This is a genomic window from Ruegeria sp. R14_0 (assembly GCF_017743975.1).
Lineage (GTDB): Bacteria > Pseudomonadota > Alphaproteobacteria > Rhodobacterales > Rhodobacteraceae > Ruegeria.
On sequence record NZ_JAGHRC010000003.1, the window covers coordinates 123,069 to 147,644 of the forward strand.

At 59.4% G+C, this 24,576-nt stretch carries 26 protein-coding genes; 12 read left to right on the top strand and 14 right to left on the bottom strand.

The features are described 5' to 3' along the window. Positions 1 to 63: 63 nt before the first annotated feature. The gene (gene purD / locus J7416_RS10350) at positions 64 to 1,326 is read right to left on the bottom strand and encodes a phosphoribosylamine--glycine ligase (protein WP_209224700.1); all 1,263 of its coding nucleotides are present in this window, start codon (positions 1,324 to 1,326) and stop codon (positions 64 to 66) included. Positions 1,327 to 1,400: 74 nt separating this feature from the next. Here purD and xseA point away from each other — a divergent pair, with 74 nt between their 5' ends. Then, a complete protein-coding gene (xseA, locus tag J7416_RS10355; RefSeq protein ID WP_209224701.1) occupies positions 1,401 to 2,894 on the top strand; it encodes an exodeoxyribonuclease VII large subunit in 1,494 nt (497 codons plus the stop codon). Between the two features lie 12 nt (positions 2,895 to 2,906). Here the strand turns inward: xseA and J7416_RS10360 are convergent, their stop codons facing one another. Further along, a complete protein-coding gene (locus tag J7416_RS10360; RefSeq protein WP_209225072.1) occupies positions 2,907 to 3,296 on the bottom strand; it encodes a hypothetical protein in 390 nt (129 codons plus the stop codon). A 126-nt stretch (positions 3,297 to 3,422) separates the two neighbouring features. On the opposite strand from J7416_RS10360, the gene J7416_RS10365 reads away from it, so the two are divergent. The 5 genes from J7416_RS10365 (at position 3,423) to J7416_RS10385 (ending at position 7,724) form a co-directional block, all read left to right on the top strand. Further along, a complete protein-coding gene (locus J7416_RS10365; protein ID WP_209224702.1) occupies positions 3,423 to 4,061 on the top strand; it encodes a lysoplasmalogenase in 639 nt (212 codons plus the stop codon). Positions 4,062 to 4,120: 59 nt separating this feature from the next. After that, positions 4,121 to 5,284, top strand: a complete 1,164-nt coding sequence (gene ftsY, locus J7416_RS10370; protein ID WP_209224703.1) for a signal recognition particle-docking protein FtsY — start codon at positions 4,121 to 4,123, stop codon at positions 5,282 to 5,284. Between the two features lie 87 nt (positions 5,285 to 5,371). Then, on the top strand, positions 5,372 to 6,274 hold the full coding sequence (locus J7416_RS10375) for an EamA family transporter (RefSeq protein WP_209224704.1): 903 nt from the start codon (positions 5,372 to 5,374) through the stop codon (positions 6,272 to 6,274). Positions 6,275 to 6,290: 16 nt separating this feature from the next. Next, positions 6,291 to 6,896 (top strand): inner membrane-spanning protein YciB, encoded by a 606-nt coding sequence (locus J7416_RS10380; protein WP_209224705.1) that lies wholly within the window; start codon positions 6,291 to 6,293, stop codon positions 6,894 to 6,896. A 159-nt stretch (positions 6,897 to 7,055) separates the two neighbouring features. Beyond that, positions 7,056 to 7,724: a Crp/Fnr family transcriptional regulator gene (locus J7416_RS10385; RefSeq protein ID WP_209224706.1), complete on the top strand. Its 669-nt coding sequence runs from the start codon at positions 7,056 to 7,058 to the stop codon at positions 7,722 to 7,724. A gap of 220 nt (positions 7,725 to 7,944) precedes the next feature. On the opposite strand, the gene J7416_RS10390 is transcribed toward J7416_RS10385, so the two are convergent. The 6 genes from J7416_RS10390 to rpiA form a co-directional block, all read right to left on the bottom strand. Further along, a complete protein-coding gene (locus J7416_RS10390; RefSeq protein ID WP_247744256.1) occupies positions 7,945 to 9,384 on the bottom strand; it encodes a Do family serine endopeptidase in 1,440 nt (479 codons plus the stop codon). Between the two features lie 184 nt (positions 9,385 to 9,568). Beyond that, complete coding sequence (locus J7416_RS10395) at positions 9,569 to 9,763, bottom strand: DUF2065 domain-containing protein (RefSeq protein WP_170464297.1); 195 nt, start codon at positions 9,761 to 9,763, stop codon at positions 9,569 to 9,571. Continuing rightward, entirely contained in the window at positions 9,763 to 10,641 is an 879-nt protein-coding gene (gene hflC, locus J7416_RS10400; protein ID WP_209224708.1) for a protease modulator HflC, read from the bottom strand. The genes J7416_RS10395 and hflC overlap by 1 nt, the downstream gene beginning before the upstream one ends. Further along, entirely contained in the window at positions 10,641 to 11,786 is a 1,146-nt protein-coding gene (hflK, locus tag J7416_RS10405; RefSeq protein ID WP_209224709.1) for an FtsH protease activity modulator HflK, read from the bottom strand. The genes hflC and hflK overlap by 1 nt, the downstream gene beginning before the upstream one ends. A gap of 72 nt (positions 11,787 to 11,858) precedes the next feature. Further along, positions 11,859 to 13,217 (bottom strand): glutathione-disulfide reductase, encoded by a 1,359-nt coding sequence (gene gor, locus J7416_RS10410; RefSeq protein ID WP_209224710.1) that lies wholly within the window; start codon positions 13,215 to 13,217, stop codon positions 11,859 to 11,861. A gap of 275 nt (positions 13,218 to 13,492) precedes the next feature. Continuing rightward, complete coding sequence (gene rpiA / locus J7416_RS10415; RefSeq protein WP_209224711.1) at positions 13,493 to 14,278, bottom strand: ribose-5-phosphate isomerase RpiA; 786 nt, start codon at positions 14,276 to 14,278, stop codon at positions 13,493 to 13,495. Positions 14,279 to 14,445: 167 nt separating this feature from the next. Between rpiA and J7416_RS10420 the strand changes: the two genes are divergently transcribed. Genes J7416_RS10420 through J7416_RS10435 form a run of 4 tightly spaced genes read left to right on the top strand, consistent with a single transcriptional unit; the run spans position 14,446 to position 17,911 of the window. Further along, positions 14,446 to 15,147 carry a glutathione S-transferase family protein gene (locus J7416_RS10420; protein ID WP_209225073.1) on the top strand — a complete coding sequence of 234 codons (702 nt, stop codon included), beginning with the start codon at positions 14,446 to 14,448 and terminating at the stop codon, positions 15,145 to 15,147. A 1-nt stretch (position 15,148) separates the two neighbouring features. Then, positions 15,149 to 16,522 (top strand): L-serine ammonia-lyase, encoded by a 1,374-nt coding sequence (locus J7416_RS10425; protein ID WP_209224712.1) that lies wholly within the window; start codon positions 15,149 to 15,151, stop codon positions 16,520 to 16,522. A 24-nt stretch (positions 16,523 to 16,546) separates the two neighbouring features. Beyond that, positions 16,547 to 16,957, top strand: coding sequence for a GFA family protein (locus tag J7416_RS10430; protein WP_209224713.1), 411 nt, complete (start codon positions 16,547 to 16,549; stop codon positions 16,955 to 16,957). A gap of 39 nt (positions 16,958 to 16,996) precedes the next feature. After that, positions 16,997 to 17,911: a DMT family transporter gene (locus J7416_RS10435; RefSeq protein WP_209224714.1), complete on the top strand. Its 915-nt coding sequence runs from the start codon at positions 16,997 to 16,999 to the stop codon at positions 17,909 to 17,911. Here the strand turns inward: J7416_RS10435 and J7416_RS10440 are convergent. Beyond that, positions 17,856 to 18,563, bottom strand: coding sequence for a thiamine diphosphokinase (locus J7416_RS10440; RefSeq protein ID WP_209224715.1), 708 nt, complete (start codon positions 18,561 to 18,563; stop codon positions 17,856 to 17,858). The two genes, J7416_RS10435 and J7416_RS10440, sit on opposite strands and share 56 nt — an antisense overlap. A 122-nt stretch (positions 18,564 to 18,685) precedes the next feature. On the opposite strand from J7416_RS10440, the gene J7416_RS10445 reads away from it, so the two are divergent. Both J7416_RS10445 and J7416_RS10450 read left to right on the top strand, forming a co-directional pair. Then, positions 18,686 to 20,317 (top strand): hypothetical protein, encoded by a 1,632-nt coding sequence (locus J7416_RS10445; protein WP_209224716.1) that lies wholly within the window; start codon positions 18,686 to 18,688, stop codon positions 20,315 to 20,317. Positions 20,318 to 20,500: 183 nt separating this feature from the next. After that, positions 20,501 to 21,064, top strand: coding sequence for a GNAT family N-acetyltransferase (locus tag J7416_RS10450; protein ID WP_209224717.1), 564 nt, complete (start codon positions 20,501 to 20,503; stop codon positions 21,062 to 21,064). 6 nt (positions 21,065 to 21,070) lie between these two features. On the opposite strand, the gene J7416_RS10455 is transcribed toward J7416_RS10450, so the two are convergent. From J7416_RS10455 to nthA, 5 genes are all read right to left on the bottom strand, one after another. Next, positions 21,071 to 21,313: a DUF2842 domain-containing protein gene (locus tag J7416_RS10455; protein ID WP_170421992.1), complete on the bottom strand. Its 243-nt coding sequence runs from the start codon at positions 21,311 to 21,313 to the stop codon at positions 21,071 to 21,073. After that, a complete protein-coding gene (locus tag J7416_RS10460) occupies positions 21,313 to 22,608 on the bottom strand; it encodes an adenylosuccinate synthase (RefSeq protein WP_209224718.1) in 1,296 nt (431 codons plus the stop codon). Before J7416_RS10460 ends, J7416_RS10455 begins: the two co-directional genes overlap by 1 nt. Before the next feature lie 213 nt (positions 22,609 to 22,821). Further along, positions 22,822 to 23,151, bottom strand: a complete 330-nt coding sequence (locus J7416_RS10465; protein WP_209224719.1) for a nitrile hydratase accessory protein — start codon at positions 23,149 to 23,151, stop codon at positions 22,822 to 22,824. After that, positions 23,148 to 23,825: a nitrile hydratase subunit beta gene (nthB, locus tag J7416_RS10470; RefSeq protein ID WP_209224720.1), complete on the bottom strand. Its 678-nt coding sequence runs from the start codon at positions 23,823 to 23,825 to the stop codon at positions 23,148 to 23,150. The genes J7416_RS10465 and nthB overlap by 4 nt, the downstream gene beginning before the upstream one ends. After that, positions 23,822 to 24,436 carry a nitrile hydratase subunit alpha gene (gene nthA, locus J7416_RS10475; protein WP_209224721.1) on the bottom strand — a complete coding sequence of 205 codons (615 nt, stop codon included), beginning with the start codon at positions 24,434 to 24,436 and terminating at the stop codon, positions 23,822 to 23,824. Before nthA ends, nthB begins: the two co-directional genes overlap by 4 nt. Positions 24,437 to 24,576 lie beyond the last annotated feature (140 nt).

Genomic DNA, 24,576 nt, shown 5'->3' on the forward strand with positions numbered 1-24,576 from the left:
AAAAATATCCTGGGGGTGAGGCCGCAAGGCCGAGGGGGCAAAGCCCCCTTCCCTTTCATTCGCTCAAAGTGCCCGCCAGCCGATATCACGACGATAAAAGCCCTCGGGCCAATCCACGCCCTCAACCATCGCATAAGCCCGATCCCGTGCGTCCTGCAAAGTCTCGCCACGCGCAGTCACGTTCAACACGCGCCCTCCTGCGGCTTGTACTTGCCCTTCAACGGCTTTGGTTCCGGCGTGAAAAACCATGTTGCTGCTGTCTTCAGGCAGCCCATCCAAACCCTTGATTGCGGTCCCTTTTTCGTAAGATCCCGGATAGCCCTGCGCCGCCATCACAACGGTCATCGCGTGATCATCGGCCCAGTTCACCTGCGTTTCGCTCAACCGACCCTCTGCAGCGGCGTGCAGAAGGTCCAGTACCTGTGCCCCAAGCCGCATCATCAGAACCTGGCACTCTGGGTCCCCAAAACGGACGTTGTATTCCACCAACCTTGGCTGATCATCCTTGATCATCAAGCCTGCGTACAACACGCCCTGAAACGGCATCCCACGGCGCTTCATCTCGGCCATGGTCGGACGCACGATCTCTTCCATTGCGCGGGCTTCGATCTCGGCGCCCAAGACCGGTGCCGGGGAATACGCGCCCATGCCGCCGGTGTTCAGACCCGTATCGCCTTCTCCGACGCGCTTGTGATCCTGAGCGGTGCCGATGGACAGGATGTCCTCACCATCGCACAGCACGAACAAAGACGCCTCTTCGCCTTCCATAAACTCTTCGATGACAACCTCAGCACCCGCGCCACCGAACGCGCCACCGAACATGTCGTCGATGGCGTCCAGCGCGGTCTGCTCATCCATTGCGACGATCACGCCCTTGCCGGCGGCCAGACCATCGGCTTTGACCACAATCGGTGCGCCCTGAGCACGGATGTAGTCCTTAGCGGGCTCTGCGTCGGTGAACCGGGCATAAGCCGCGGTCGGCGCTTTAGACGCATCACAGATTTCCTTGGTGAAGCTTTTCGAGGCTTCCAACTGCGCCGCAGCCGCGGACGGGCCGAAGACCAGCACACCTGCTTCGCGAAGACGGTCCGCAACCCCAGCGGCCAGCGGCGCTTCGGGACCAACGATCACGAAATCAATCGCGTTTTCCTCGGCAAAGCTGACGACTGCGCCGCCGTTCTCGATATCCAGTGCCGCGCAGTCCGCGATCTGGGCGATCCCAGCATTTCCCGGCGCTACGATCAGGCGGTCACATTTGGGGTTTTGCATCACCGCCCAGGCGAGGCTGTGTTCGCGCCCGCCGCTGCCGAGAATAAGGATGTTCATGAAGGTCTCCGATCTGCTTGGCCTCGCCTTCCGGGCGTTCTAAGCTGGGCAGGCATTTGACACAAGGCGCTGAAATGTCCGACCTGCTAGATGACCCGATCCCGGGCCAAAACACCCCTGAATACACCGTTTCGGACATCTCGGGCGAGGTGAAACGCACGCTTGAAGGCACGTTCGGGCGAATCCGTGTGCGCGGCGAGGTTGGCCGGGTGTTCAAAGCTCGCTCCGGCCACCTGTACTACGACATCAAGGATGATCGGAACGTGCTGGCCTGCACCACGTGGAAGGGCCAGATCTCGGGCCTGTCCGTGGTGCCGGAAGAAGGGCTTGAGGTCGTTGTCACCGGCCGCCTGACGGCCTTTTGTGCGCAGTCCAAATACAACCTGAACGTCGATGAGGTCGCCGTTGCCGGCCAAGGCGCGCTGATGGCGTTGTTGGAGAAGCGCAAGAAGCAGCTTGAGGCTGAAGGTCTGTTTGCACCCGAGCGCAAAAAGCCACTTCCCTACCTTCCGCAGATCATAGGCGTTGTGACCTCGCCTTCTGGCGCGGTGATCCGTGACATCCTGCACCGACTGCGGGACCGATTCCCTCGAAAGGTTCTGATCTGGCCCGTCGCCGTCCAAGGTGCAAACTGCGCACCGGAAGTCGCGCGCGCGATTGAAGGGTTCAACAAACTGACCCCGGGCGGCGCGTTGCCCCGCCCCGATCTGATCATAGTCGCGCGCGGTGGCGGCTCGATCGAAGACCTCTGGGGGTTCAACGAGGAAGTCGTAGCGCGTGCCACCGCTGCGTCGGACATCCCGCTGATTTCTGCCGTGGGGCACGAAACCGATACAACCCTGATCGACTTTGTCTCGGACCGCCGTGCACCAACGCCAACCGCTGCCGCCGAACTGGCGGTGCCAGTTCGGATGGAACTGCTGGCCTGGACCGGTGAGCAAGGCGCGCGTCTGTCCCGTGCCGCAACCGACGCGGTCCAACGACGTTCGCAGCGTCTCCGCGACCTCTCCCGCGCGCTGCCGCGCCCCGACAGCTTGTTGAACACCCCCCGGCAACGGCTTGATTTGATTGCAGATCGACTTGCACCCGCGCTCAATCGCGGCGTGCAGAACCGGCGTCTCCAAGTGGTGGAATTGTCGGCCCATCTGCGCCCGTCCACTTTGCGCAATCTTGTCTCGTCCAGAAACGAAGCCCTGCGCAACCTGTCCTCTCGCCTTTCCCTGCGACCGATCCAGCGCGAGATCGAGCAACAGCGGCAGAATATCAACAGGTTGACCGACCGACTGAACACGGCTCAGACCACACGTTTGGATCGGATGCGGCAACAGCTGGACGCAGCCGACCGCCTGCGGGAAACGCTTAGCTACAAAGCAACGCTGCATCGCGGATACGCCGTGGTGCGGGCAGATGGTCAGGTTCTGACCACCAGGGAACAGGCCTCAAAACACAGCGCGTTCGAGATCGAGTTCGCGGACGGCCTGATCAAGACAGGCCAATCCTCGCCCGCACGACCCGCCGCCAAGAAACCGGCCAAGCCCGATGCGCCCGATCAAGGATCGTTGTTCTAAGCAGTCGCGGGTTCAGACACCAACCTCGGGGCCAAGGCAGACCATTTCTTCATTGATATCCTCGGCCTCGTACAACTCAGTCGTGTCCGCGTCGCCCTCGAACTGCGCGATAAGGCCCCGGTCGGACTGGGTGAAAACCCAACACTGAGGATCAAGCCGGTCTTCGTAGATGAAACAGATTTGTTCACCCTGCTCATACCAGAGACCCTCTTTGCAATTGCCATCCAGGAACGACCAGATGACGCGCCGGTTCGGCAAATACCGCTCGACTCCGTAGACCTCTCCCTGAAAGCCATAGAACAGCGTTTTGCCCTGGGTGTAGCTGTCGAATTCGGACCCGGACAACGCAGGTTGTGCGACCGCCGTTTTCGCGGACAATGTCAAAAGAATCGCAAGTCGCATCAGCATGGCATCATTCTGTCAGATGCGCCTGAGCCGCGCCACCATCGCGGGGATGCCTTAACGTCACCGGTTGAGTTATTCCTGCGATCCCTGTGAAGTTGTTGCGAAAAACATCGGAGAACCTGGATGACAACCGTCTTTTTCTGGATCGCTGCCGTAAGTGCCATGGTCTATTTGCCACTGTCACCCCGACCCACCAGCGCTGTGAGATCTACGTTCAAAACAGCCTCCGTCGCGCTACTGGCATTGGTCGCGTTGCTAAGCGGAGCGCCGATACTCCTCACCCTGGCTCTGGCCCTGTGCGCCCTGGGTGATGCCTTGCTCTCGCGCGAGACGGAATCGACCTTTATGGCCGGGATCGGAGCATTCGCAGCGGGCCATCTGGCCTATATCGCCTTGTTCCTGACCCATCCGGCCAGTGATGCCACCTTGATCCTCAACAAACCCGGCTATTTCTGGTCGCTGATCATACTTGGCATCGTGGCCGCAACCCTGCTTGCCCCGCGCGCCGGTGATCTCAAAGGGCCAGTGCTGGCCTATATCCCCATCATTCTTGGTATGGGCGTCACGGTCCTCGCCCTGCCCGAGACTGGCGCGTTGCGATGGGCCCTACCTGCCGCCTTGGCCTTCATCGCCTCAGACTTGATCCTGGCCACGGAAAAGTTCCTACTGCCCAAAGATCATCCCGCATTGCGCTTTACCCCCTACATGATCTGGATCCTCTACTGGGGTGCCCAAGCGGGGCTGCTGATTGCGTTCCTCTGACCCTTTGCAACTGCCGCAAATCCGCATTAGGTGAGGGGAACACCTGCGGAGACCAAAAAATGGCGTTTTTCTCAAAGCTCAAGGACAAGCTGTTCAAATCCTCGTCCCGCCTCGAAAAGGGGCTCGACGCCATTGTCGAAGACGGGGGTGAGGAGACAACCTCTCCTGACCCCATTATCCCCGAACCGGAGCCGCAGCCCGAACCTGTCCCCGAAGTTCCGCAGCCCGCGCCGGAAACACCGGCCCCGGAACCTGCGCCGCAACCGGTAGAAACACCCGAACCCATGCCGGTTGATCCAACTCCCGCCCCGCCCCCGCCCGAAGCGGCGCCGTCCAAGGGCATGCTGGGGCGCCTGTTCGGCGGTAGCGAGGCCAAAGCAGTCGTACGCCGCACCTTGGACGACGATATGCTTGAACAGCTGGAAGAGTTGCTGATCGCCTCAGATATGGGCGTCGATACTGCTCTGCGCGTCACCTCGAACATGGCCGAAGGACGGCTGGGCCGAAAGCTCTCGACCCAAGAGATCAAGCAATTGCTGGCCCAGGAAGTTACCCGCGTCATGGACCCTGTCGCCAAGCCGTTGCCAATCTACCCCAAACGCCCACAGGTCGTTCTGGTCGTCGGAGTGAATGGGTCCGGCAAGACAACGACCATCGGCAAACTGGCCAGCCAGTTCAAAGCTGCTGGCAAAAAGGTCGTGATCGCCGCTGGTGACACGTTCCGTGCTGCCGCCGTGGAACAGCTGCAGGTCTGGGGCGACCGCGCCGGCGTACCCGTACTGACCGCACCCGAAGGATCCGACCCGGCCTCGTTGGCCTTTGACGCCCTGACACGCGCGCAGCAAGACGGTGCGGACCTGCTGATGATCGACACCGCCGGCCGCCTGCAAAACCGGGCCGACCTGATGGAGGAACTGGCCAAAATCGTTCGTGTCATCCGCAAGGTCGATGACACCGCCCCGCACAACACGCTGCTGGTGCTTGATGCAACGACCGGCCAGAACGCGCTGAGCCAGGTTGAGACCTTCCGCAATCTGGCCGACGTCTCGGGCCTTGTGATGACCAAGCTGGACGGCACCGCCAAGGGCGGCGTCCTGGTTGCGCTTGCCGACAAGTTTGGCCTCCCCATCCACGCCATCGGTGTTGGCGAACAAATTGACGACCTCGCCCCTTTCGATCCTGAAGAGTTCGCCGCCGCCCTCACCGGCCTGGACCAAGGCTGATCCGCACCTTCATCTGGCCCCAAATATCCTCCGGGGGTCTGGGGGTGGAAAACCCCCAGCTTTTCAACCCAGCAAGAAGACTGACACTTGAGCGACTGGCTGATCTCTCTCGAAGGCACCGAAGCCGGACACCGGCTGGCCCTTGGGCTGGCCCTTTCGGCCGCTTTCCTGCACGCGGTCTTCGGCGCGCTGCAAAAAGGCCGCCATGATCCATGGCTGTCGCGTGGGGCGATCGACGCCAGCTATTGCCTGATGGCCGCCCCTTTCGCCTTTTTCGTCGTCCCCTGGCCCGAGCCCTATATGTGGCCGATCTTTGCCGTCGTCTGGCTGATCCACATCGCCTACAAAACCCTGCAGGCCATGGCCTATACCAAGGGCTCCTACACGGTCGTGTACCCCGTCGTGCGCGGCACCGGCCCGCTGTTCACAGTTATCGGAGCCTACCTGCTGTTCGGTGAAACCTTTACCGGCATGCAATGGTTCGGCGTCCTCGTCCTGTTGGCTGGCATCTTCGGGCTGGCGGCGTACAATTTCCGCTTTCTGGAAACCAATCGGGATACGCTGGGCATTGCTTTGGTGTTGGCTGTCTCCACCGGCCTCTTTGTTGCGCTCTATACCACCTATGACGCCTATGGCATCCGCGCCACAGCCGACCCGTTCACCTTTCTGGCGTGGTTCTTCATGATTGATGGCGCGGCCATGCCCTTCTACGCCTTCCTCAGATGGCGCGCGATGGTCAACCGCCCCGCAATCGGCCCCCTCATGGTGCGGGGCTTGGTCGGAGGCATCATCGCTCCTATGTCTTTCGGAGCCATCATGCTGGCCACGCGTCTGGACAAGGTCGGCGAAGCGGCGGTCTTGCGCGAGACATCAACGGTGTTTGCGGCCCTGATCGGTTGGCTGGTACTGAAAGAAACCGTCGGACCCCGGCGGATCGCGCTAATGGCATTGATTGCATTGGGCGCGGTAATAGTTGAAATGGGCGGGTAAGCAGCAGGTCGGAATCATGGCAGAGAAAAAAGATATCAACCCCTTTCTCAAACAGGCGCTGGAGCTTGGCCCACCACTGGCCTTCTTCTTCATCTACTTGCGCCTGCGCGATGACACCTTCCTGTTTGGCGGAGTCGAGTATTCCGGCTTTATCGTTGCAACCATCATCTTCGTACCGCTGATGCTGGCCGCAATGGGCATCCTTTGGTACCTGACCGGCAAACTGAGCCGAATGCAGATCTTTACCGCATTTATGGTCATTTTCTTCGGCGGCCTGACCGCCTGGTTCAACGACGAACGCTTTTTCAAGATGAAAACCACACTGGTCTACGGCTTTTTCTCGGTCATTCTCGGAATCGGCCTGCTGCAGGGCAAATCCTATCTCGCCTATGTCCTTGAAGAGATGCTGCCCATGCGACACGAAGGCTGGATGATCCTGACCCGGCGCCTGTGCGGTTGTTTTGCGGTTCTGGCGATTGCCAATGAATTCGTATGGCGCACAATGTCGACCGACTTGTGGGTCAAAATCGAAACCTTCGCCTTCCCGATCGCACTGATGGCATTTCTGATGATTCAGTTCAGCATGCTGCAACGCTATATGGACGACCCGGACCAAAACTAGGCGAGCCGCGCCACACGCACTCATCTCATACGATTGCTATGAATTTAGTCGCAATATGGTGCCCGGATCAGACAAGTTGATAAAAAACTTGGCATAATCGTCCGGCTATGGAACATTGAGTCACCACTCAACACCTGACGCCGGAGCACCACGACTCTCATGACGGCTCTACCCAACAGCGGATTTCTGTCCGAGGCATCGGATCGTCTTAGGGCGATGCTGTCTGCCCTGGCGACCGAGATTTCACTGGAACAAGGTCAGGTTCTGTTCGAACAAGGGGATGAAGGCGACGCGCTATATGCGATCTCCGAGGGCACGCTTGAGGTTTCGTTCTTGGCGATGAGCGGACGCAAACTGTCGTTGACCCTGATGAAACCGGGCGAAGTGTTCGGCGAGATCGCATTGTTCGACAGTGGACCGCGCACAGCCACGATTGCGGCTGCCGAGCCATCGCGGGTTCTGCGCGTAAGACGCAGCGATGTGATGGACCAGATCAGCCAGCACCCAGACCTCGCCGTCGACATAATCCGGCTGGCAGGTTTGCGCATGCGTTGGATGGGCTCGCAACTGAACGAGCAGGTTTTCTTGCCTATGCCGATTCGGTTGGCGCGAAAACTGTTGCACCTTTCCGCCCTTCAGGATGACCCTGCGACGCGCATTACTCTGTCCCAAAGCGAATTAGCCGAGTTTGTCGGCGCAACGCGCGAAGCCGTATCAAAGACAATCTCCACATGGAAACGCGACAAAGTTGTCGAAGCGTCCCGCGGTGGATTGATGATTCAGGACTTTAGCGCCTTGAAAGAGTTGGCCGAGTCCGACCTGATCTGAGGTTGTGACCTCCTTCACATACGTGCCGCGCTGAAAAAGCTATGGTCATAACTGTTACCGTAGGAGGCCAGAGAATCATCCCCGATATCTGTCCACTGGCCTCTCCCTGTACCAGAGCCATGCGCCTCCCCGGCGTGTGGCTCACCTGCTTTTTGGGGGTAGAAAACCGAAAAGGCCGGAGCATATGCCCCGGCCTGTTCAGTTGATTTGCTATGGTGCGTTACTCGCCCAGGCTCAACGCCACAAACCGGGGATCACCGCCGCGGCGCACAAGCAGCAGCAAGGATTTGCGTCCCGCCTCGCGGGCCTCTTCCATGCGCGCCTCAAGGTCGGCAATTGACGTAACCTTCTGCTGACCCGCCTCGGTGATCAGATCACCGGCGCGAAGACCCTTGGCGAACGCTTCCGACGCCTCGTCCACTTCGGTCACGACCAGACCCTCGGCGTCCTCTTCCAGGCCAAGATCGGTGCGCAGAGTGTCAGTCAGGGGTGAGATCGACAGACCCAGAATATCGGCATTCTCTTCCGTAGGGGCTTCCGACGTTTCCTCGTCCCCTTCATCGGCGCGCTCGGCATCCTCACGGCGTCCCAGCGTTACCAGTACGGTCTGCGTGCCACCGTCGCGATGCACAACGACACGGACGGATTTGCCAACGGTGGTTTCCCCCACCTGACGCACCAGACCGCGGGTATCTTCGACATCGACCCCATCAAAGCTAAGGATCACATCGCCGGCCAGTAGACCAGCATCCTTGGCCGGTCCGTCCGGGACATCGCTGATCAATGCGCCACCGGGTTTGTCCAGTCCCATCGCCTCTGCCATGTCCTCGGTCACGTCCTGAATGCGCACACCCAGCCAGCCGCGGCGGGTTTCACCGAACTCACGCAGTTGGTCGACCACTTTGACCACAACGTTCGACGCCATCGAGAAACCGATCCCGATCGAGCCACCGTTGGGGGACAGGATCGCGGTGTTCACACCAATCACCTCACCATCCATGTTGAACAGCGGACCACCCGAGTTGCCTCGGTTGATCGCCGCGTCGGTCTGGATGTAGTCATCGTAAGACCCGCTCAGTGCGCGGTTGCGGGCCGATACGATCCCGGCCGAAACCGAGAAGCCCTGCCCCAGCGGGTTGCCCATCGCAATCACCCAGTCGCCAACCCGCGCAACGTCACTGTCGCCGAACGTGACATATTGCAGCGGGCCCGAGGCCTCGACCTTGAGCAGGGCGATGTCTGTCTTGTCATCGGTACCGATCACCTTTGCAGGCAGCTCTTTCACGGGCTGCCCATCGCCGGGGAAGAATTCGATCAGAATTTCATCAGCTTCAGCGATGACGTGATTGTTGGTGACGATATAACCGTCCTCGGAGATCACGAACCCCGAGCCCAAGGCGTTGCTGCGGCGCGGGCGGTTGCCGTCGTCGCCGTTATTGCGATCCTGAAACTCGCGAAAGAAGTCTTCGAACGGTGAACCTTCGGGGACAATGCCCTGCGGACCGGTCTGACCTTCGATCAGGGTTGAAGTGGTGATGTTAACCACCGCCGGGCTGATCTGTTCGGCCAGAGGCGCCAGGCTTTCGCCCCGCGCATGCGCCGTTACGGTTTGCGCAAGAACAAGCATCATCCCCGCAAACACCAGCCACATCAGCCGCATGAAACCAACCCCCTCGTCCTGCCGGACCGAAATACTGCGTGCTTGTGCCTGCACTTGGGAACTCCTTGTCAAAAAGCCTTTTAAACCGCCCTTGGGCAGCCCTTCTTAGCAACCAATGTAGTCAGTTTGGCCAAGCCCGCAACTCGGGATCGCGGGGAATTCACCAGCAATTGAGGCCATGCCATCAAAACCCGACTTGATATGCACCCCAAAGCAGCACCAGACCGCTGACCACGCACAGCAATCCCGCCAACCGCCGCGCCTGTTCGGGAATGGATCGCAGCGCCTCGAGCATACGTTCGATAAGCGAAGGGGCCAGCGCATAGGCCAGCCCCTCGACAATCAGTACCAGCCCGAAGGCCAGAAGGATCATACCCATTACTGGGTCGCTTGCCCGGTGGGCGACTTCAGATAGTTGAAGAACTCGGAATCCGGGCTCAACACCATCGAGCTGTTCCCGCCCCGCAACGCGTTTTCATACGCGCTGAGCGAGCGGTAGAATTCAAAGAACTCAGGGTCCGCACCATAGGCTTCGGCAAAGATCGCGTTGCGCTCGGCGTCAGCCTCACCGCGGATGATCTCGGCCTCGCGGTTGGCGTCTGAAACCAGCTCGACCACAGTACGGTCGGCTTGCGCGCGTACACGCTGCGCTGCTTCGTTACCACGGGCGCGCTCGTCGGTTGCCTCGCGTTCCCGTTCTGCTTTCATCCGGTCGAAGGTTGCTTCGAGGTTGGCCTGTGGCAGATCGGTTGCCTTCAGACGCACGTCGATCACGTTTACGCCCAGCGCTTGCGCTTCGGCAATCGCGCTGTTCCGGATACGCAGCATCAGAGCCGCACGGTCCGAGCTGAGGATATCGCGGGACGAAACCGAACCCAGAACTTCGCGGGTTTCGGCACGCAGGATGCGGTCCAGACGATCTTCGGCAACCGGGATACCACCGACACCAACGGCCTGACGGAAGCGGTTCAGATCAGAAATCCGGTAGCGTGCGAAGGCGTCGACAACCAAACGACGGTCATCCAGCGGCGTCACTTCCAGCGGCTGCACGTCGATCGACAGGATACGGTCGTCGTATCGCACCACTTCTTGAATAAGTGGAATTTTGAACGCCAGACCGGGTTCTTCTTTCACGGCCACAACGCGGCCAAACTGTAGAACCAACGCGCGTTCACGTTCATCCACGATAAAGATCGAGGAAAGGCCTGCGGCTGCGAGGATGAACAGCACGATTAAGATAATGGGTGACTTACGCATCAGTTGCTCTCCTCAGACGGGTTCCGGCGCAGTTCGTTCAGCGGCAGGTAGGGAACAACCCCCTGCCCCTGACCGGTCGAGTTTTCGTCCAGGATAATTTTGTCAACGTCTCCAAGTACCTGCTCCATCCGTTCCAGATACAGACGTTTACGGGTCACGTCCGGTGCTTTGGAGTATTCTTCCAGAACCGCGCTAAAGCGGCTGGCCTCACCCTGCGCGCCGTTGATCTGCTGGGCACGATAGGCTTCCGCCTCTTCAAGGACCTGAGCCGCTTCACCACGCGCTTCGGCGAGCACACGGTTGGCATATGCGTCGGCCACGTTTTGCAAACGGTCACGTTCCTGCGCCGCGGCCTGAACGTCGCGGAAAGCGGCAATCACGTCCTGCGGTGGGTCCGCCTTGTCAAAGTTGACGCGGACAATGTTGATCCCTGAATCATAACTGTCCATCGTCGCCTGAATCAGTTCTTGCAGGCGGTCCGCGATGATCCCCCGGTCCCGGTTCAGGATCGGCGCCAGTTCGCTTTGTGCGATAATCTCTCGCATCGCCGATTCAGAGACTGCTCGGATCGTTTGACGCGGGTCGCGCAGGTTGAACAGGTATTTGGCCGGATCGTTGATGTTCCAAACGACTTGATAGTCGATGTCGACAACGTTTTCATCGCCGGTCAGCATCAACCCGTCATCACTGCCGCGCGCGCCTCCCATATCCTCATTTTGTTCTCGGGTCACCGGGATGACCTCGGCGGTCACAAACGGCCACGGCGCAAAGTTCAGACCTGGGTTCCCAACAGAGGAGAACTCACCCAGAAACAGCTCAACCGACTGCTCTTCGGGCTTTACTGTGTAAAAACTGGCCGCGCCCCACAAAACTGCAGCTACGACAACACCGATCAGAACGGTGCCCTTGGTGAACAGAGGGCCACCGCCACCCTGACCGCCGCCGCTGCCACCACGACCTGAACCGCCACGACCGCCCATCAGGACGCGCAGCTGTTCCTGGCCTTTCTTCATCAGCTCATCGATCTCGGGGATCTGCGGGCCATCGCCTTCGGGCGGGCGTTGCCCGTTGCCGTTATTGCCTCTGTTTCCTCCGCCACCGGATGAGCCTCCGCCCCCCCAGGGGCCACCGCTGTTGCCCGCCATATGTATCTATTCCCTTGTGTTGGACCGTGTGATCACGGGTTCCCTTGTAACTTGTGTGCGCCTGCTTGCAAATCAAGCAGTGCGAACAGGTTGCCGCATTGTCACCAGTTCTTCGGCCATAACCGGGTGAACGGCAACCGTGCGGTCAAAATCTTCCTTGGTCGCGCCCATCTTTACGGCAATGCCAGCCAGCTGGATCATCTCGCCTGCACCCGGCGCGACAATGTGGCAGCCCAGTACTTTACGGGTCGCCTGGCTGACGATCAGCTTCATCAGAACGCGCTGCGTTCCTCCGGCAAAGGCTTTTTGCATGGGCTTGAACGAGGTTGCATAGACCTCGATGGGCTCTTGCGCCGCGCCTTCCTCTTCGCTCAGGCCGACCGTTCCGAATTCCGGCTGCGTAAAGATCGCCGTTGGGATCAGCTCATGATCCACGGGCGTCGGGTTACCCTTGAACACAGTTTCGACAAAAGCCATGCCTTCACGGATCGCGACCGGTGTCAGGTTCACGCGGTCGGTCACATCACCGATGGCGTAGATCGAGGGCACGCCGGTCTGGCTGTATTCATCCACGACAATCTCACCTTTGCGACCACGTTCCACGCCCAGCGCCTCGAGGCCCAGATTGTCCGCATTGGGCACCCGACCGGTTGCAAACATGACCACGTCGAATTGATCTTCAGTGCCATCGGTGGCTTTGACGCGGATCTTGTCGCCTTCTTTGGTCATCTCAAGCACGTTGGTGCCCAGACGCACATCGATGCCGTTCTGGCGCATCTCTTCGCAGATCAGACCGCGCGCTTCCTCGTCGAAACCACGGAGAATCTGCGCTCCACGGTAGAACTGAGTGGTCTTCACTCCCATGCCGTTCATGATCCCGGCGAATTCACTGGCGATGTAGCCACCACCGACGATCAGAATGCTTTCCGGCAGTTGGTCCAGGTGGAATATCTCGTTCGAAGTGATCGCAAGTTCGGACCCCGGGAATTGCGGTATGACCGGACGACCACCTGTCGCGACGAGAATATGCTTGGCCGTCTTGCGCGTTCCATCGGCCAGCTCAACCGTGTGCGGATCAACGATTGTTGCGCGCTGATCAAAGCTTTCGACGCCGTTGTTCTTCAGAATATTGCGGTAGATGCCTTCCAGCCTGTCCAGCTCGGTCACCAGTTTGTCGTGGAACGTGGTCCAACTCAGCGCGCCGGCCTGAATGTCCCAGCCGTAAGCCTGCGCATCACCGACCATGCCCGAGAACTCACTGGCAAAGACCATCAGCTTTTTGGGAACACACCCCCGAATGACGCAGGTGCCGCCATAGCGATCCTCTTCCGCCAGCGCCACTTTTGCGCCGTTCTCGCCAGCTGCCACACGCGCGGCACGGACCCCGCCCGAGCCTCCGCCGATGACAAAAAGATCGTAGTCAAAGCTCATTTGTCCTGCCTTTTCCAAACTTCCGCAACCGCCATACCGGCGTCGCTAGGGGTGTACCCGATCTCGCGCTGCTGTCCAGAGTGATCACATAGTCCTGGTCATTCTGGATCTTGCGAATTTGCACCGGGAATTGCTGCAACGCTGAATTCAATCGCCGAGATATGGTGGGTTCCAGCAAATTCAACGGCAGCCGGGCGGTCTTTGACCTACCTTATCGGTTTGGAAACAAAGCAGACGAAAATCGCCGGTGGTTCTAAATTCGGCGTCAGCGCCGCTCAATCCGCCAAGTCCGAAAACAGGTTTTCGCCGCCCTCAACCAGTTGGTCCAGTTCGAGTGTTCCATCATTGATATCGCGCAGCTCGACCCGGCCATCTCCGTGGCCGATCACAACTTTGTCACAGATGTCGATGAACAACCCATTCTCGACCACGCCCGGTACCTGATTCAATACCAGCGCCAGTTGCCGTGCATTCCCGATGCGCTGCAGATGCAGGTCCAGAATATGGTTCCCTACATCCGTCACGAAAGGTGCCTCGCCGTTCATGCGCAGCGCGGCAGAGTTGCCCAGCACGTCCATCGTATCCAGCGCCTCTTGGATCAGCGTCCGCGTGGTTTGCCAGCCAAATGGGATCACTTCGACCGGCAGAGGGAAAGCGCCCAGCGTTTCCACCTCTTTTCCGGCGTCGGCTATGACGATCATCTGGTCACTGGCTGTTGCAACGATCTTTTCCTGCAGATGCGCACCGCCGCCGCCTTTGATCAGGTTCAGCTCTCCGTCGAACTCATCCGCCCCGTCGATCGTCAGGTCCAGCCACCCGGCCTGATCCAGCGACACAACCTCAATCCCCAGTTCCCGGGCCAGCTGTGCAGTACGGGTCGAGGTCGGCACTCCCTTAATCCGCAACCCTTCCTGCTTAACCCGCTCACCCAATCGTCGAACCATCCACGCGGCGGTCGACCCGGTGCCAAGACCCACGCGCATCCCGTTTTCGACCATATCCGCAGCCCGGCACGCAGCGGCGAATTTCGCCTTGTCGATAGGCGACATATCTCCGGTCATTGCAGCATTCCCCCTTGGTATTACGGAATTTATACGGAATGTCCGGACAGACTGCGAGCGTCAATTCACCAACCGCGACGTCGAGCCTGTCGCAAAACTACGCGTTTCCTATTGGAAACGTCGCAATCGAAGCTTACGATTCTGCTGCTGGTGTTTACATACAGCGCATGAACGCGCCCTATACACTTCACTATGCCCCCGACAATGCCTCGCTGGTGATCAGACTGGCGTTGGAAGAGATGGGCTTGCCGTACGAAACGCGCCTGGTGGACCGCCGCCAGAACGAGCAGGACGGCAAAGCGTATCGGGCCCTGAACCCCAACGGTTTGATACCTGTTCTGGAAACGCCGAATGGGCCGATCTTTGAGACCGCGGCGATCCTTTTGTGGCTGGCCGACAAGCACGGACAGCTTGCGCCGCCCCCTGACAGCCCGGACCGGGCCGCGTTTTTGAAATGGCTGTTTTTTGCGTCCAACACCCTACACGCAGACATGCGCATTCTTTTCTATGCCGAAAAGTACATCGACGCAGCGCAGGCTGACACGTTGCGGCAAGGCATCCGCCCGCGCCTGCGTCAGCATCTTAGGAATCTGGATGATCTGGCGGCGACTGCGCCCGACTGGCTGAGCGACGATCACCCCTCGGTTCTGAGTTATTATCTGGCCTGTCAGATACGGTGGGTGGCCCTATATCCTGCCCGGGCCGATCGCACTTGGTTTAAACTCGCGGACACGCCCCATCTGCAATCAATCCTGATGCGCCTCGACGACCGTCCCGCAACCCAGGCTGCTATGACAGCCGAGGGTTTGGGGGCCACCCCCTTCACCAGCCCGACTTACGCTAACCCCCCAGAAGGCTCTGCTACCTGATATGTTTCTGTCTGTCTTCAATATGTTCAAAGTGGGCATCGGCCCGTCTTCGTCACACACAATGGGGCCGATGGTGGCCGCTGCGCGGTTCCTGGACCTGATGCGTGCCTCGCCGTTCGAGTTTGCAGGCCTGCGTGCTTCTCTGCACGGCTCGTTGGCGTTTACCGGTGTGGGTCATGCGACCGACCGCGCCACGATCCTGGGACTGGCTGGTTTCGTGCCGGACACCTATGACAACGACAAGGCCGAGGCTGCGCTGGCCGCCATTGCTGAAACGCATTCGGTCTCGCCCGAGGGTCTGCCAACGCTGCACTTCGACCCCAAGGCAGACATGATCTTTGACTACGATCACAACCTGCCCGGCCACGCAAACGGGATGATCCTGATGGCCACCGACGCACAAGGCGACGTGATTCTGCGGCAGGTTTACTATTCCGTCGGCGGCGGCTTTGTGTTGACAGAAGAAGAACTGGCTGAGGGCAAAGCCACAAACGACGGACCGTCCGTGCCCTTCCCGTTCCATTCGGCCGCCGAGATGCTGGAGATGTCAAAGGCCAGCGGAAAAAGCATCGCTCAGATGAAGCGCGAGAACGAGATCGCGCGTGGTTGCGCCGACAGTTTCGCCAAAGGCACCGCCCGCCTCTGGGAGGTCATGAACAACTGCATCGAACGCGGACTGAAAACGGACGGAATACTGCCGGGAGGTCTGAACGTTCGCCGCCGTGCCAAGGGTATCCACGACGCATTGCTGGCCGAGCGGGGCATGAACCTGAACGCGCCGCACACTATCAATGACTGGATGAGCGTGTACGCCATGGCCGTGAATGAGGAAAACGCAGCGGGCGGTCAGGTTGTCACCGCGCCCACCAACGGGGCGGCAGGCACGCTGCCAGCAGTCCTTCGCTACTACCTCGACCACGTGCCGGGCGCATCGGAAAGCCACATTGAAGACTTTCTTCTGACCGCTGCGGCCATCGGCGGGTTGGTCAAGTACAACGCCTCGATCTCGGGTGCCGAAGCGGGATGCCAGGCCGAGGTCGGAAGCGCCTCTGCCATGGCGGCAGCTGGGCTGTGCGCGGTGATGGGCGGCACGCCCGAGCAGGTGGAAAACGCGGCCGAGATCGCGCTTGAGCACCATCTGGGCATGACCTGTGATCCGGTCAAAGGCCTGGTGCAGGTCCCCTGCATCGAACGTAACGGGCTGGCGGCGATCAAAGCGGTCTCGGCAGCGTCGCTTGCGCTGCGCGGTGACGGGCAGCATTTCGTGCCTCTTGACGCCGTCATCGAGACCATGCGCCAGACCGGCCACGATATGCACGAGAAGTACAAAGAAACGTCTCTGGGCGGATTGGCGGTAAACGTGCCAAACTGCTGATGAGTAGTTAGAAGGAGGACAGCGATGCAAGGACACTGCCTGTGCGGAACCATCCGGTACGAGGTTGATCCTCCGGTCCTGTCCTGCGTGACCTGTCACTGCGACAGTTGCCGCCGACAATGCGCCGCGCCGATGACGGCCTATTTCGGCGTGCGCGACGGGCAATGGCGCTGGACCGGTGAGGCGCCCAAGATCTTCAACTCGTCCCCCGGTGTCGAACGCAGCTTTTGCCCGCATTGCGGCACACCCATCTCGTTCCGGTCGCAATCCATGTCAGATGTGCTGCACTTGTATGTCGCCACGCTGATCGACCCCAACCAGTTACAGCCCACCCTGCACGTCGCGCACGAAGAGAGACTGGACTGGCTGAAACTGGGCGATGACCTGCCCGTTTGCATTGGGCCGGACTACACCAAGGTGCAGCCTCTTCCTTAGATGCTTTCAAACGGGGCTCAAAAGTCCTAGCGTCGCCCTATGACTCAGGATCGCCCTGTCTTTGGCATCATCTTGATGCTTGGTTTCTGTGTGCTTGCTCCGCTGGGCGACTCTATCGCCAAGCTGTTGGGCGAGACGATGCCGGTGGGCGTTCTGGTTTTCATCCGTTTTGCCGTTCAGGCGCTGCTGCTGATCCCGCTGGTGGCGCTGACCGGTCGGCCATGGCGTATGCGGGGGCGCATCCTGCGGCTGACCTTCATACGAACCGTCCTCCATATCCTTGGCATTGCTGCAATGTTCAGCGCACTGCAATTCCTGCCGCTGGCGGACGCAGTGGCAATCGCCTTTGTGATGCCCTTCATCATGCTGTTGCTTGGCAGGTACGTACTGGGCGAAGAAGTCGGATTTCGCCGCCTGATTGCCTGCCTTGTTGGGTTCATCGGCACCCTTCTGGTCATCCAGCCAAGCTTTGTTCAGGTCGGCGCGGCAGCCTTGTTGCCGCTGGTCGTGGCCGTGGTCTTTTCCCTGTTCATGCTGGTGACCCGGCAAATCGCCAAGGAAACCGACCCGATCGCGTTGCAGGCGGTGTCCGGTGTGATGGCCACGGTTCTGCTGTTGCCTGTTCTGGCGCTGGGAACGCTCGGGGACGTCTGGGCGATGTCATTCATCATACCACCAAGCGAAAGCCACCTGTTGCTGATCGGGATCGGCGTTCTGGGGACCGTCGCGCATCTGTTCATGACGTGGTCCCTGCGCTATGCGCCGTCCGCCACACTTGCACCAATGCAATATCTTGAGATCCCCGTGGCCACGCTGTTTGGATGGCTGATCTTTCACGATCTGCCAAACGGCTTGGCCGCGGCGGGCATCGCCATCACCGTCGCAGCAGGCCTTTATGTCATTTTACGCGAGCGGGCCAGCGCCCGGTCTGCTCCGACAGAAACGCCTGCATGACAGAATCCAAGGCGTATCGCGGCACCATTACCAGCAGGCCCGGCCCATCCACCGCAAGTTCAAGCTCGGAAAGCGCACGGTTGGATGTGCCCACCTGCCCCCCCGGTTCAAGCACAAGGTCATCGATAGGCCATTCCAACCCCTTGCTGCTGCCCGTTACCCGCTGAAAGGGAAACAATGACACCACATCGCCAGCTGTAAGTTTGAACGAAATCCGGGGTGGCGTGTGAAAAACGACTTCGGTCTCTCCGATCAGAATACAGGGGCGATCCTGTCGCTGAACCAAGGCGTTAAGGACCGCAAGTTGATGGTCCAGCCGTCCCCCCAGAAACCCGGCACCCAGAATCAAAGGCGCGTCGATGCTGCGCAGGGCTTTGTCAAAATCCGTGCTGTTTTGTTCCCGTATGGGATACAAACGATCCGCAGGGATCATGTCTTTGTACCGACTGTGCAACGAATCAAAATCACCGATCACCGCGTCCGGGATGTGACCCGATTCCACCAAGGGCGCAGCGCCCCCGTCGGCCGCGACGACCGTTTTGGCGCGAATCAGCATCAGATTCAGGTCATCAGGGCCGATTTCACCCCCTCCGACCAGTGCAATTGGCTCAAATGACCGTACAATTGGGTGATTTTTTCTAAGATTGATCATTTTTCCCGGATTTGGACACATTGAGACCACAAAATGATAGGTTCATGCAGAGAGTTCCGAGCCAATAGGCGTGCCTGCACAAGTCTGGTTGGCTCTCGTAGTTTGTAGAGGACGTGTGTCTGATGGTACAGAACAACAAGGTATTGACCGTTTCCTATGGAACTTTTTCCTGCACTTTGGAAGGGTTTGACGATTCATTCGAAACGATGAAGGCAATCGCAGAATACTTCCGCGATCTTGCTGCCGATGATCGGTACTTCGGTTCTGAACCACCACAACCCGATGCAGAAATGCTGGCACGGATCGCCCAACGCGACGCATCCAGACACGTCGAAGCCAGCCAGAACGAATCCGGGCTGCTGTTGCGCGCAACCCAGCAGGCCGAAGCACCGGCATCTGCAGCCGTAGCCGCGCCGACACAGGCCGCAGCGGAACCTGCGCAATCGCCGTTGAACACCACACCCCCAGCCCAAAGCTCTGAAGCGTTTTTTGCTGATGCCGAGCCGGTCGATGAGACCCCCGCGCCGGCGGCAGACAGCATCGCGGCCAAGCTGCAGCGCATTCGTGCTGTAGTATCTCATTCCGAAGAGAACTCGGTCGTGTATGCCGAAGACGAAGACACCAGCCTTGTGAACCAGTCGGCCGGACCAATGGATGCGGTTGCAGCCGCGTTCGAAGCAGGTTCGCTGAATGAAACGGATCTGGCCCAGACGTCTGAGGCCGAAACCACCGAAGAACCGGCGCCTGCCGAAGTCGACGCCGACGAGGTCGAGGAAACCACTGCAGAATTCACCGCGGATAGCACGGAAGAATACACCGTTGCTGAAACGGAAGCAGAGGAAATTGTTGAAGAGGCCCAGCCCCTTTCGCTGGATCAAGAGTACGAAGACGAGGAAGAAGCACCTGCACCGTCGGCCCTGTTCACCGACCTTGAGGACGCTGCCGACGCAGATGAACCGGTCAACATCATGGGCGAAGCGGCCGAGGAAGATCAGGCCGATGACGCCAAAGAAGGCTATCTGACAGCAGAAGACGAAGCGAACGTGCTCAGCGAGATCTCGAAAGTCGAAGCTATCATGTCGGGTGATACGCCGGACGAGACAGCGCTGGATCAGGACCTGTCACGTCTGATGGACAAGGCCGATAGCCAGATGGACGATCCCGCAACCAGCACGCAGCGCGAGACCTATTCGCACCTGCGTACTGCCGTCGCGGCAACCGAAGCGGAACGCGCGGGTCAGACCAAGGACGACGCGTCCGAAGAAAGCGGCTATCGCGGTGATCTGACTTCGGTCGTAAGCCCACGCCGTCCCGAGATTCAGGTCACCAGCATGCGCCCTCAGTCGGACACGTCGGCACCGCTCAAGCTGGTCGCGGAGCAGCGCATCGACACGCCGGATCAGGACGCCGGACCGGTTACCCCTCGCCGCGTGACCGCGCAATCTGAGGACGAGGCCAACGAAGAAGGTGGCTTTGCTCTCTTTGCACAAGAGCAAGGCGCGCAGTCGCTGCCAGACCTGCTGGAAGCAGCCGCAGCCTATCTGTCGTTCATCGAAGGTCAGGAGCAGTTCTCGCGCCCGCAACTGATGAACAAGATCCGCTCTCTCAAGCAGGATGAGTTCAACCGCGAAGAAAGCCTGCGGTCGTTCGGTCAGTTGCTGCGCGACGGCAAAATCGAAAAGGCAGGTGGCGGACGTTTCGCGGCATCGAACCAGATCGGGTTCCGCCCCGATGACGAGCGCGCCGCCGGGTAACCGCACACATCACTCTAAGTTAAAGGGGCCGAAGGCAGACTTCGGCCCCTTTTTTGTGCGCGGTGCACGAATAACAGACACGGCATGGAATCAGTTCATTCCACAGCTATGCTGCAGCGCAGAAAAATGCTAAATTCAAAAGGGGAACCTTTGCCCCTTTCTTGTTCAAACAGAGGCTGCGCCATGTATGAACTACCGATCCGACGTCTGCGAATTTACGACAAAGCCAAGGTTGTCAGCCATTTCAACAACCTGGACACTGACACTCTCAGATCGCGGTTCGGTGCCCCGGTCAGCCCAGAGTTCATCGAGCGTTATTTGGCCGAGTTGTTTGACACCGCCGCCTTGGTCTTTGGTGCCTTTCCGGATTCACAACTGCGCGGAATGGCAGAGCTGCACGTCGTCCCGGAAAGCCAGAACTATGTGGCAGAAGCTGCCTTTACCGTCGAACCCGCATGGCAGGATTTGGGCGTTGGGGACGCTCTGTTATCCCGGATCATCACTGCTGCCCGCAATCGCGGAATTCGCGAGGTGCACATGCTGTGTCTTGCGACGAACCAAAAAATGCGCCGTCTGGCGATGAAACATAAAGCGGATTTGAACCTGATCACCGGACAGGTCGAGGCCACCTTGGCCGCCCCCTGGCCAACCCCGTTCAGTCTGGCAGAGGAGATATCTGGAGAGTATCACGCGATCGCTCGCGCAATACTCAGTTGGCCCCAAGATCGGGAACGGGACGCCGGATAAACGGGGTCAGTCCTGCGACTGGTCCGGGTCGGCCTGCCCTACGCCCTTGAAGACGAACTTGAAGGGCAGGGCCCAGACGATACCCAGGCCGATATAGACCAACAGCTCAAGCCAGATTGGCGGCCGGTCCAGCCAGTTTACAACCGTCACGACGGCCACGATGTAAAGCGGCAGCCCTACTAGCAACAGAACCAGTGACCAGCGACGGCGCGCCTTATAGCTCAGGCCCTTTTTCTGCTCTTCCGCCATCAGTCAGCAAACGGGTCGGTCACCAGAATGGTGTCATCCCGCTCCGGGCTGGTGGACAGAAGGGCGACAGGGCATTCGATCAACTCTTCCACCCGGCGCACATATTTGATCGCATTGGCAGGCAGATCCGCCCAGCTGCGCGCACCCTCGGTGGATTCGCTCCAACCCGGCATCTCTTCGTATATCGGCGTGCAGCGGGCCTGCTGATCCGCAGCTGTGGGCAGATAGTCCAGACGTTCACCGTCCAGCTCATAGCCTACGCAAATCTTCAGCGTCTCGAACCCGTCCAAAACGTCCAGCTTGGTCAGGGAAATACCGTTCACACCGCTGGTCGCACAAGTCTGGCGTACAAGACAGGCGTCGAACCAACCACAACGACGCTTGCGGCCCGTGGTCGTGCCAAACTCATGCCCGCGCTCACCAAGACGCTGCCCGTCGTCATCGTCCAGTTCCGTCGGGAACGGGCCCTCGCCAACGCGGGTTGTATAGGCTTTCACAATGCCAAGAACAAAATCGATGGAACCAGGTCCGATGCCAACACCTGTGGATGCTTGGCCAGCGATTACGTTGGATGAGGTCACAAACGGATAGGTCCCGAAATCGATATCCAAAAGCGCGCCCTGAGCACCTTCGAACAAGATGCGCTTACCGGCCTTGCGCTTTTCGTTCAAAACTTTCCAAACGGGCGCGGCAAACGGCAGGATTTCTGCAGCGATTTCTTTCAGCTGAGCAATCAGCGTGTCCCGGTCGACCGGCTCAATCCCCAGGCCCTTGCGCAACGGATCATGGTGCTGCAAAGCCCGATCGACCCGAGCCTCCAGCGTCGCTTCGTCCGCTAGATCAGCGACCCGGACAGAACGGCGGCCTACCTTGTCTTCATAGGCGGGGCCGATTCCACGGCCGGTGGTTCCGATTTTTGTACCTTTGCTTGCGGCTTCCTCACGCGCGCGATCCAGTTCACCATGAATTGGCAGGATCAAAGGCGTGTTTTCCGCAATCATCAGCGTCTCAGGTGAGATTTCGACGCCCTGGCCACGGATCGTTGCGATCTCCTTGATCAGGTGCCAAGGGTCCAGCACAACTCCATTGCCGATTACGCTCAACTTGCCGCCACGCACCACGCCAGATGGCAGTGCATGCAGCTTGTAAACCTCGCCATCGATGACCAGTGTATGGCCGGCGTTATGTCCGCCCTGAAAACGCGCAATCACGTCTGCCCGCTCGCTGAGCCAGTCGACGATCTTGCCTTTTCCTTCGTCACCCCACTGGGCTCCGACAACAACCACATTGGCCATATCCGGTCCTTTTGCGCTGAGTTATCAAACTCGGCTCATATAGCGGTGCTCAAGCGGTAGGGAAACCGGTAATTCGACGCATGCAATAATCGTGCTTCGCACGATGCCTCCGGCGGGGATATTTTTGGCCAGATGAAGTTGCGGATCCCTGCTTCATCTGGCTGAAAATATCCCGGGGGAGTCGCCCGGCACGGGCGGCGGGGGCAGCGCCCCCTACCCCTTGGCCAGCCGCACCGGCTGTCCGTGGGGTGTGGTCAGATAGGCGTCTTCCCACTGGTCGCGCAATTTGCTGACATCATCAGAAGCTGCGGATCCCTGTTCCACCAAAAGCGCCTCGAGCGTTTCGAGCCATGCGCCAAAATAGTCATCTCCGCCATTCAATTCACGGTGCAGCCCGTTGCGTTTCAGAGTGGCGGAGAAGCGCGCGGCCCAATCCGTCCAGTCAATTCGCCCGGCCTCATTCAACGCGACCGTCACAGCAAAAATCTGTGCATGCCAGGGTTGGGCGAAAACCGGTTCGGGTGCTGTATCGGAGATGCTCATAGGGGTTCCAGATAGCTTTGCCAGAGATCCAGAACGACTTCATCCCGCGGGTGTTCGGGGGTCGCCCACAGCTCGGATGCCGGGAAGGCCACGGCGTACAGCGGTTCCGGTGCCTCGCCCAACTTATGCGCGCTGGAATCCGGCAGTACATGTGTTCCATGCACCATGAGAATACGCCCTTTTGCCCCGGCGGCATACATAGGCAAGCGAGTATGCCCACCGTCGACAAGGCGGTTGGCGACCTGACGGGCGGTCACGACCTCTTGCCCCGGCTTGAATTTAACCGGCACATTTGAGGGGCGATCCGCGGGGCCGCCGCTGGCTAGCACTTTTGCAACGGCCTCAGCTTTCAGCGCGCGGCTCGCCAGCGGGTGTTGGTCGCCGCTGGTCTCACCTCGCAGATCCGCATCCGTCAGCACGCCAGTTTCGACCAAAAGGTCCGCAAGTGCTGAAATCCACTTTTCGTAGTATGAAAACCGGCTGTAGTCCTTGGGCGACAGCCTTTCGCGCGCATGTCTGGATACGTCGATATTCCATTGGCCAAGGGATCCTGCAGCCAGTGTCACGGCAAGCGCCCGTGCGTGCCAGTCTTCAGCAAAGACCGGGGCGTCATCGGGTTCGGGGTGCACGGGTCCATCGCCAAAGCGCCCTCCCATGTCGTGCACTCTGGTCATGACGGCACCTTTGGCAATCCGGTTCCGATCATGCTGTCGCGCGTGACAAGCGCCGCCAGTTCGTCTTCGGTCAAGCCATCCGAACCAACCGGGCGCATCGGAAGCACGAGGTATCGGACTTCGGCCGTCGAATCCCAAACCCGAACCGACGATGTTTCGGGCAATGTCACACCAAATTCGGCCAGCACCTTGCGGGGCTCTCGCACTGCCCGCGCACGGTAGGCATCAGATTTGTACCAACCCGGAGGAATGCCCAGCAACGGCCACGGGTAGCAACTGCACAAGGTGCACACGACCATGTTGTGCTGTTCGGGCGTGTTTTCGACAACAACCATGTGTTCGCCCTGGCGCCCGAAATAACCCAGATCGGCAACAACCGACGTGGCGTCTTGCAGCAAAGCCGCCTTGAAATCGGGATCACTCCAGGCTTTGGAGACAACGCGTGCGCCGTTCTGCGGGCCGATCTTATTCTGATAGGTGTCGATGATTTCATCCAATGCCGCCGGATCGATTAGCCCTTTGCGGATCAGAATCGTTTCCAGCGCCTTGACGCGCAGTGCAGGTTCGGGCGGCAACAGGGCGTGCGGGTGGTCGTGATCGTCATGTGGCATGGCCGCAGCCTGCGCGAGGCAGCGCCTTGCTGTCCAGTCCCTTTGCCGTGATCTGAAACATCACGGTTGTTGATGCCAACTCCTCCCTTGCCCCCGATGGCAAACTTGCATAAGTACCACGCGATACACGCCACGCTGTA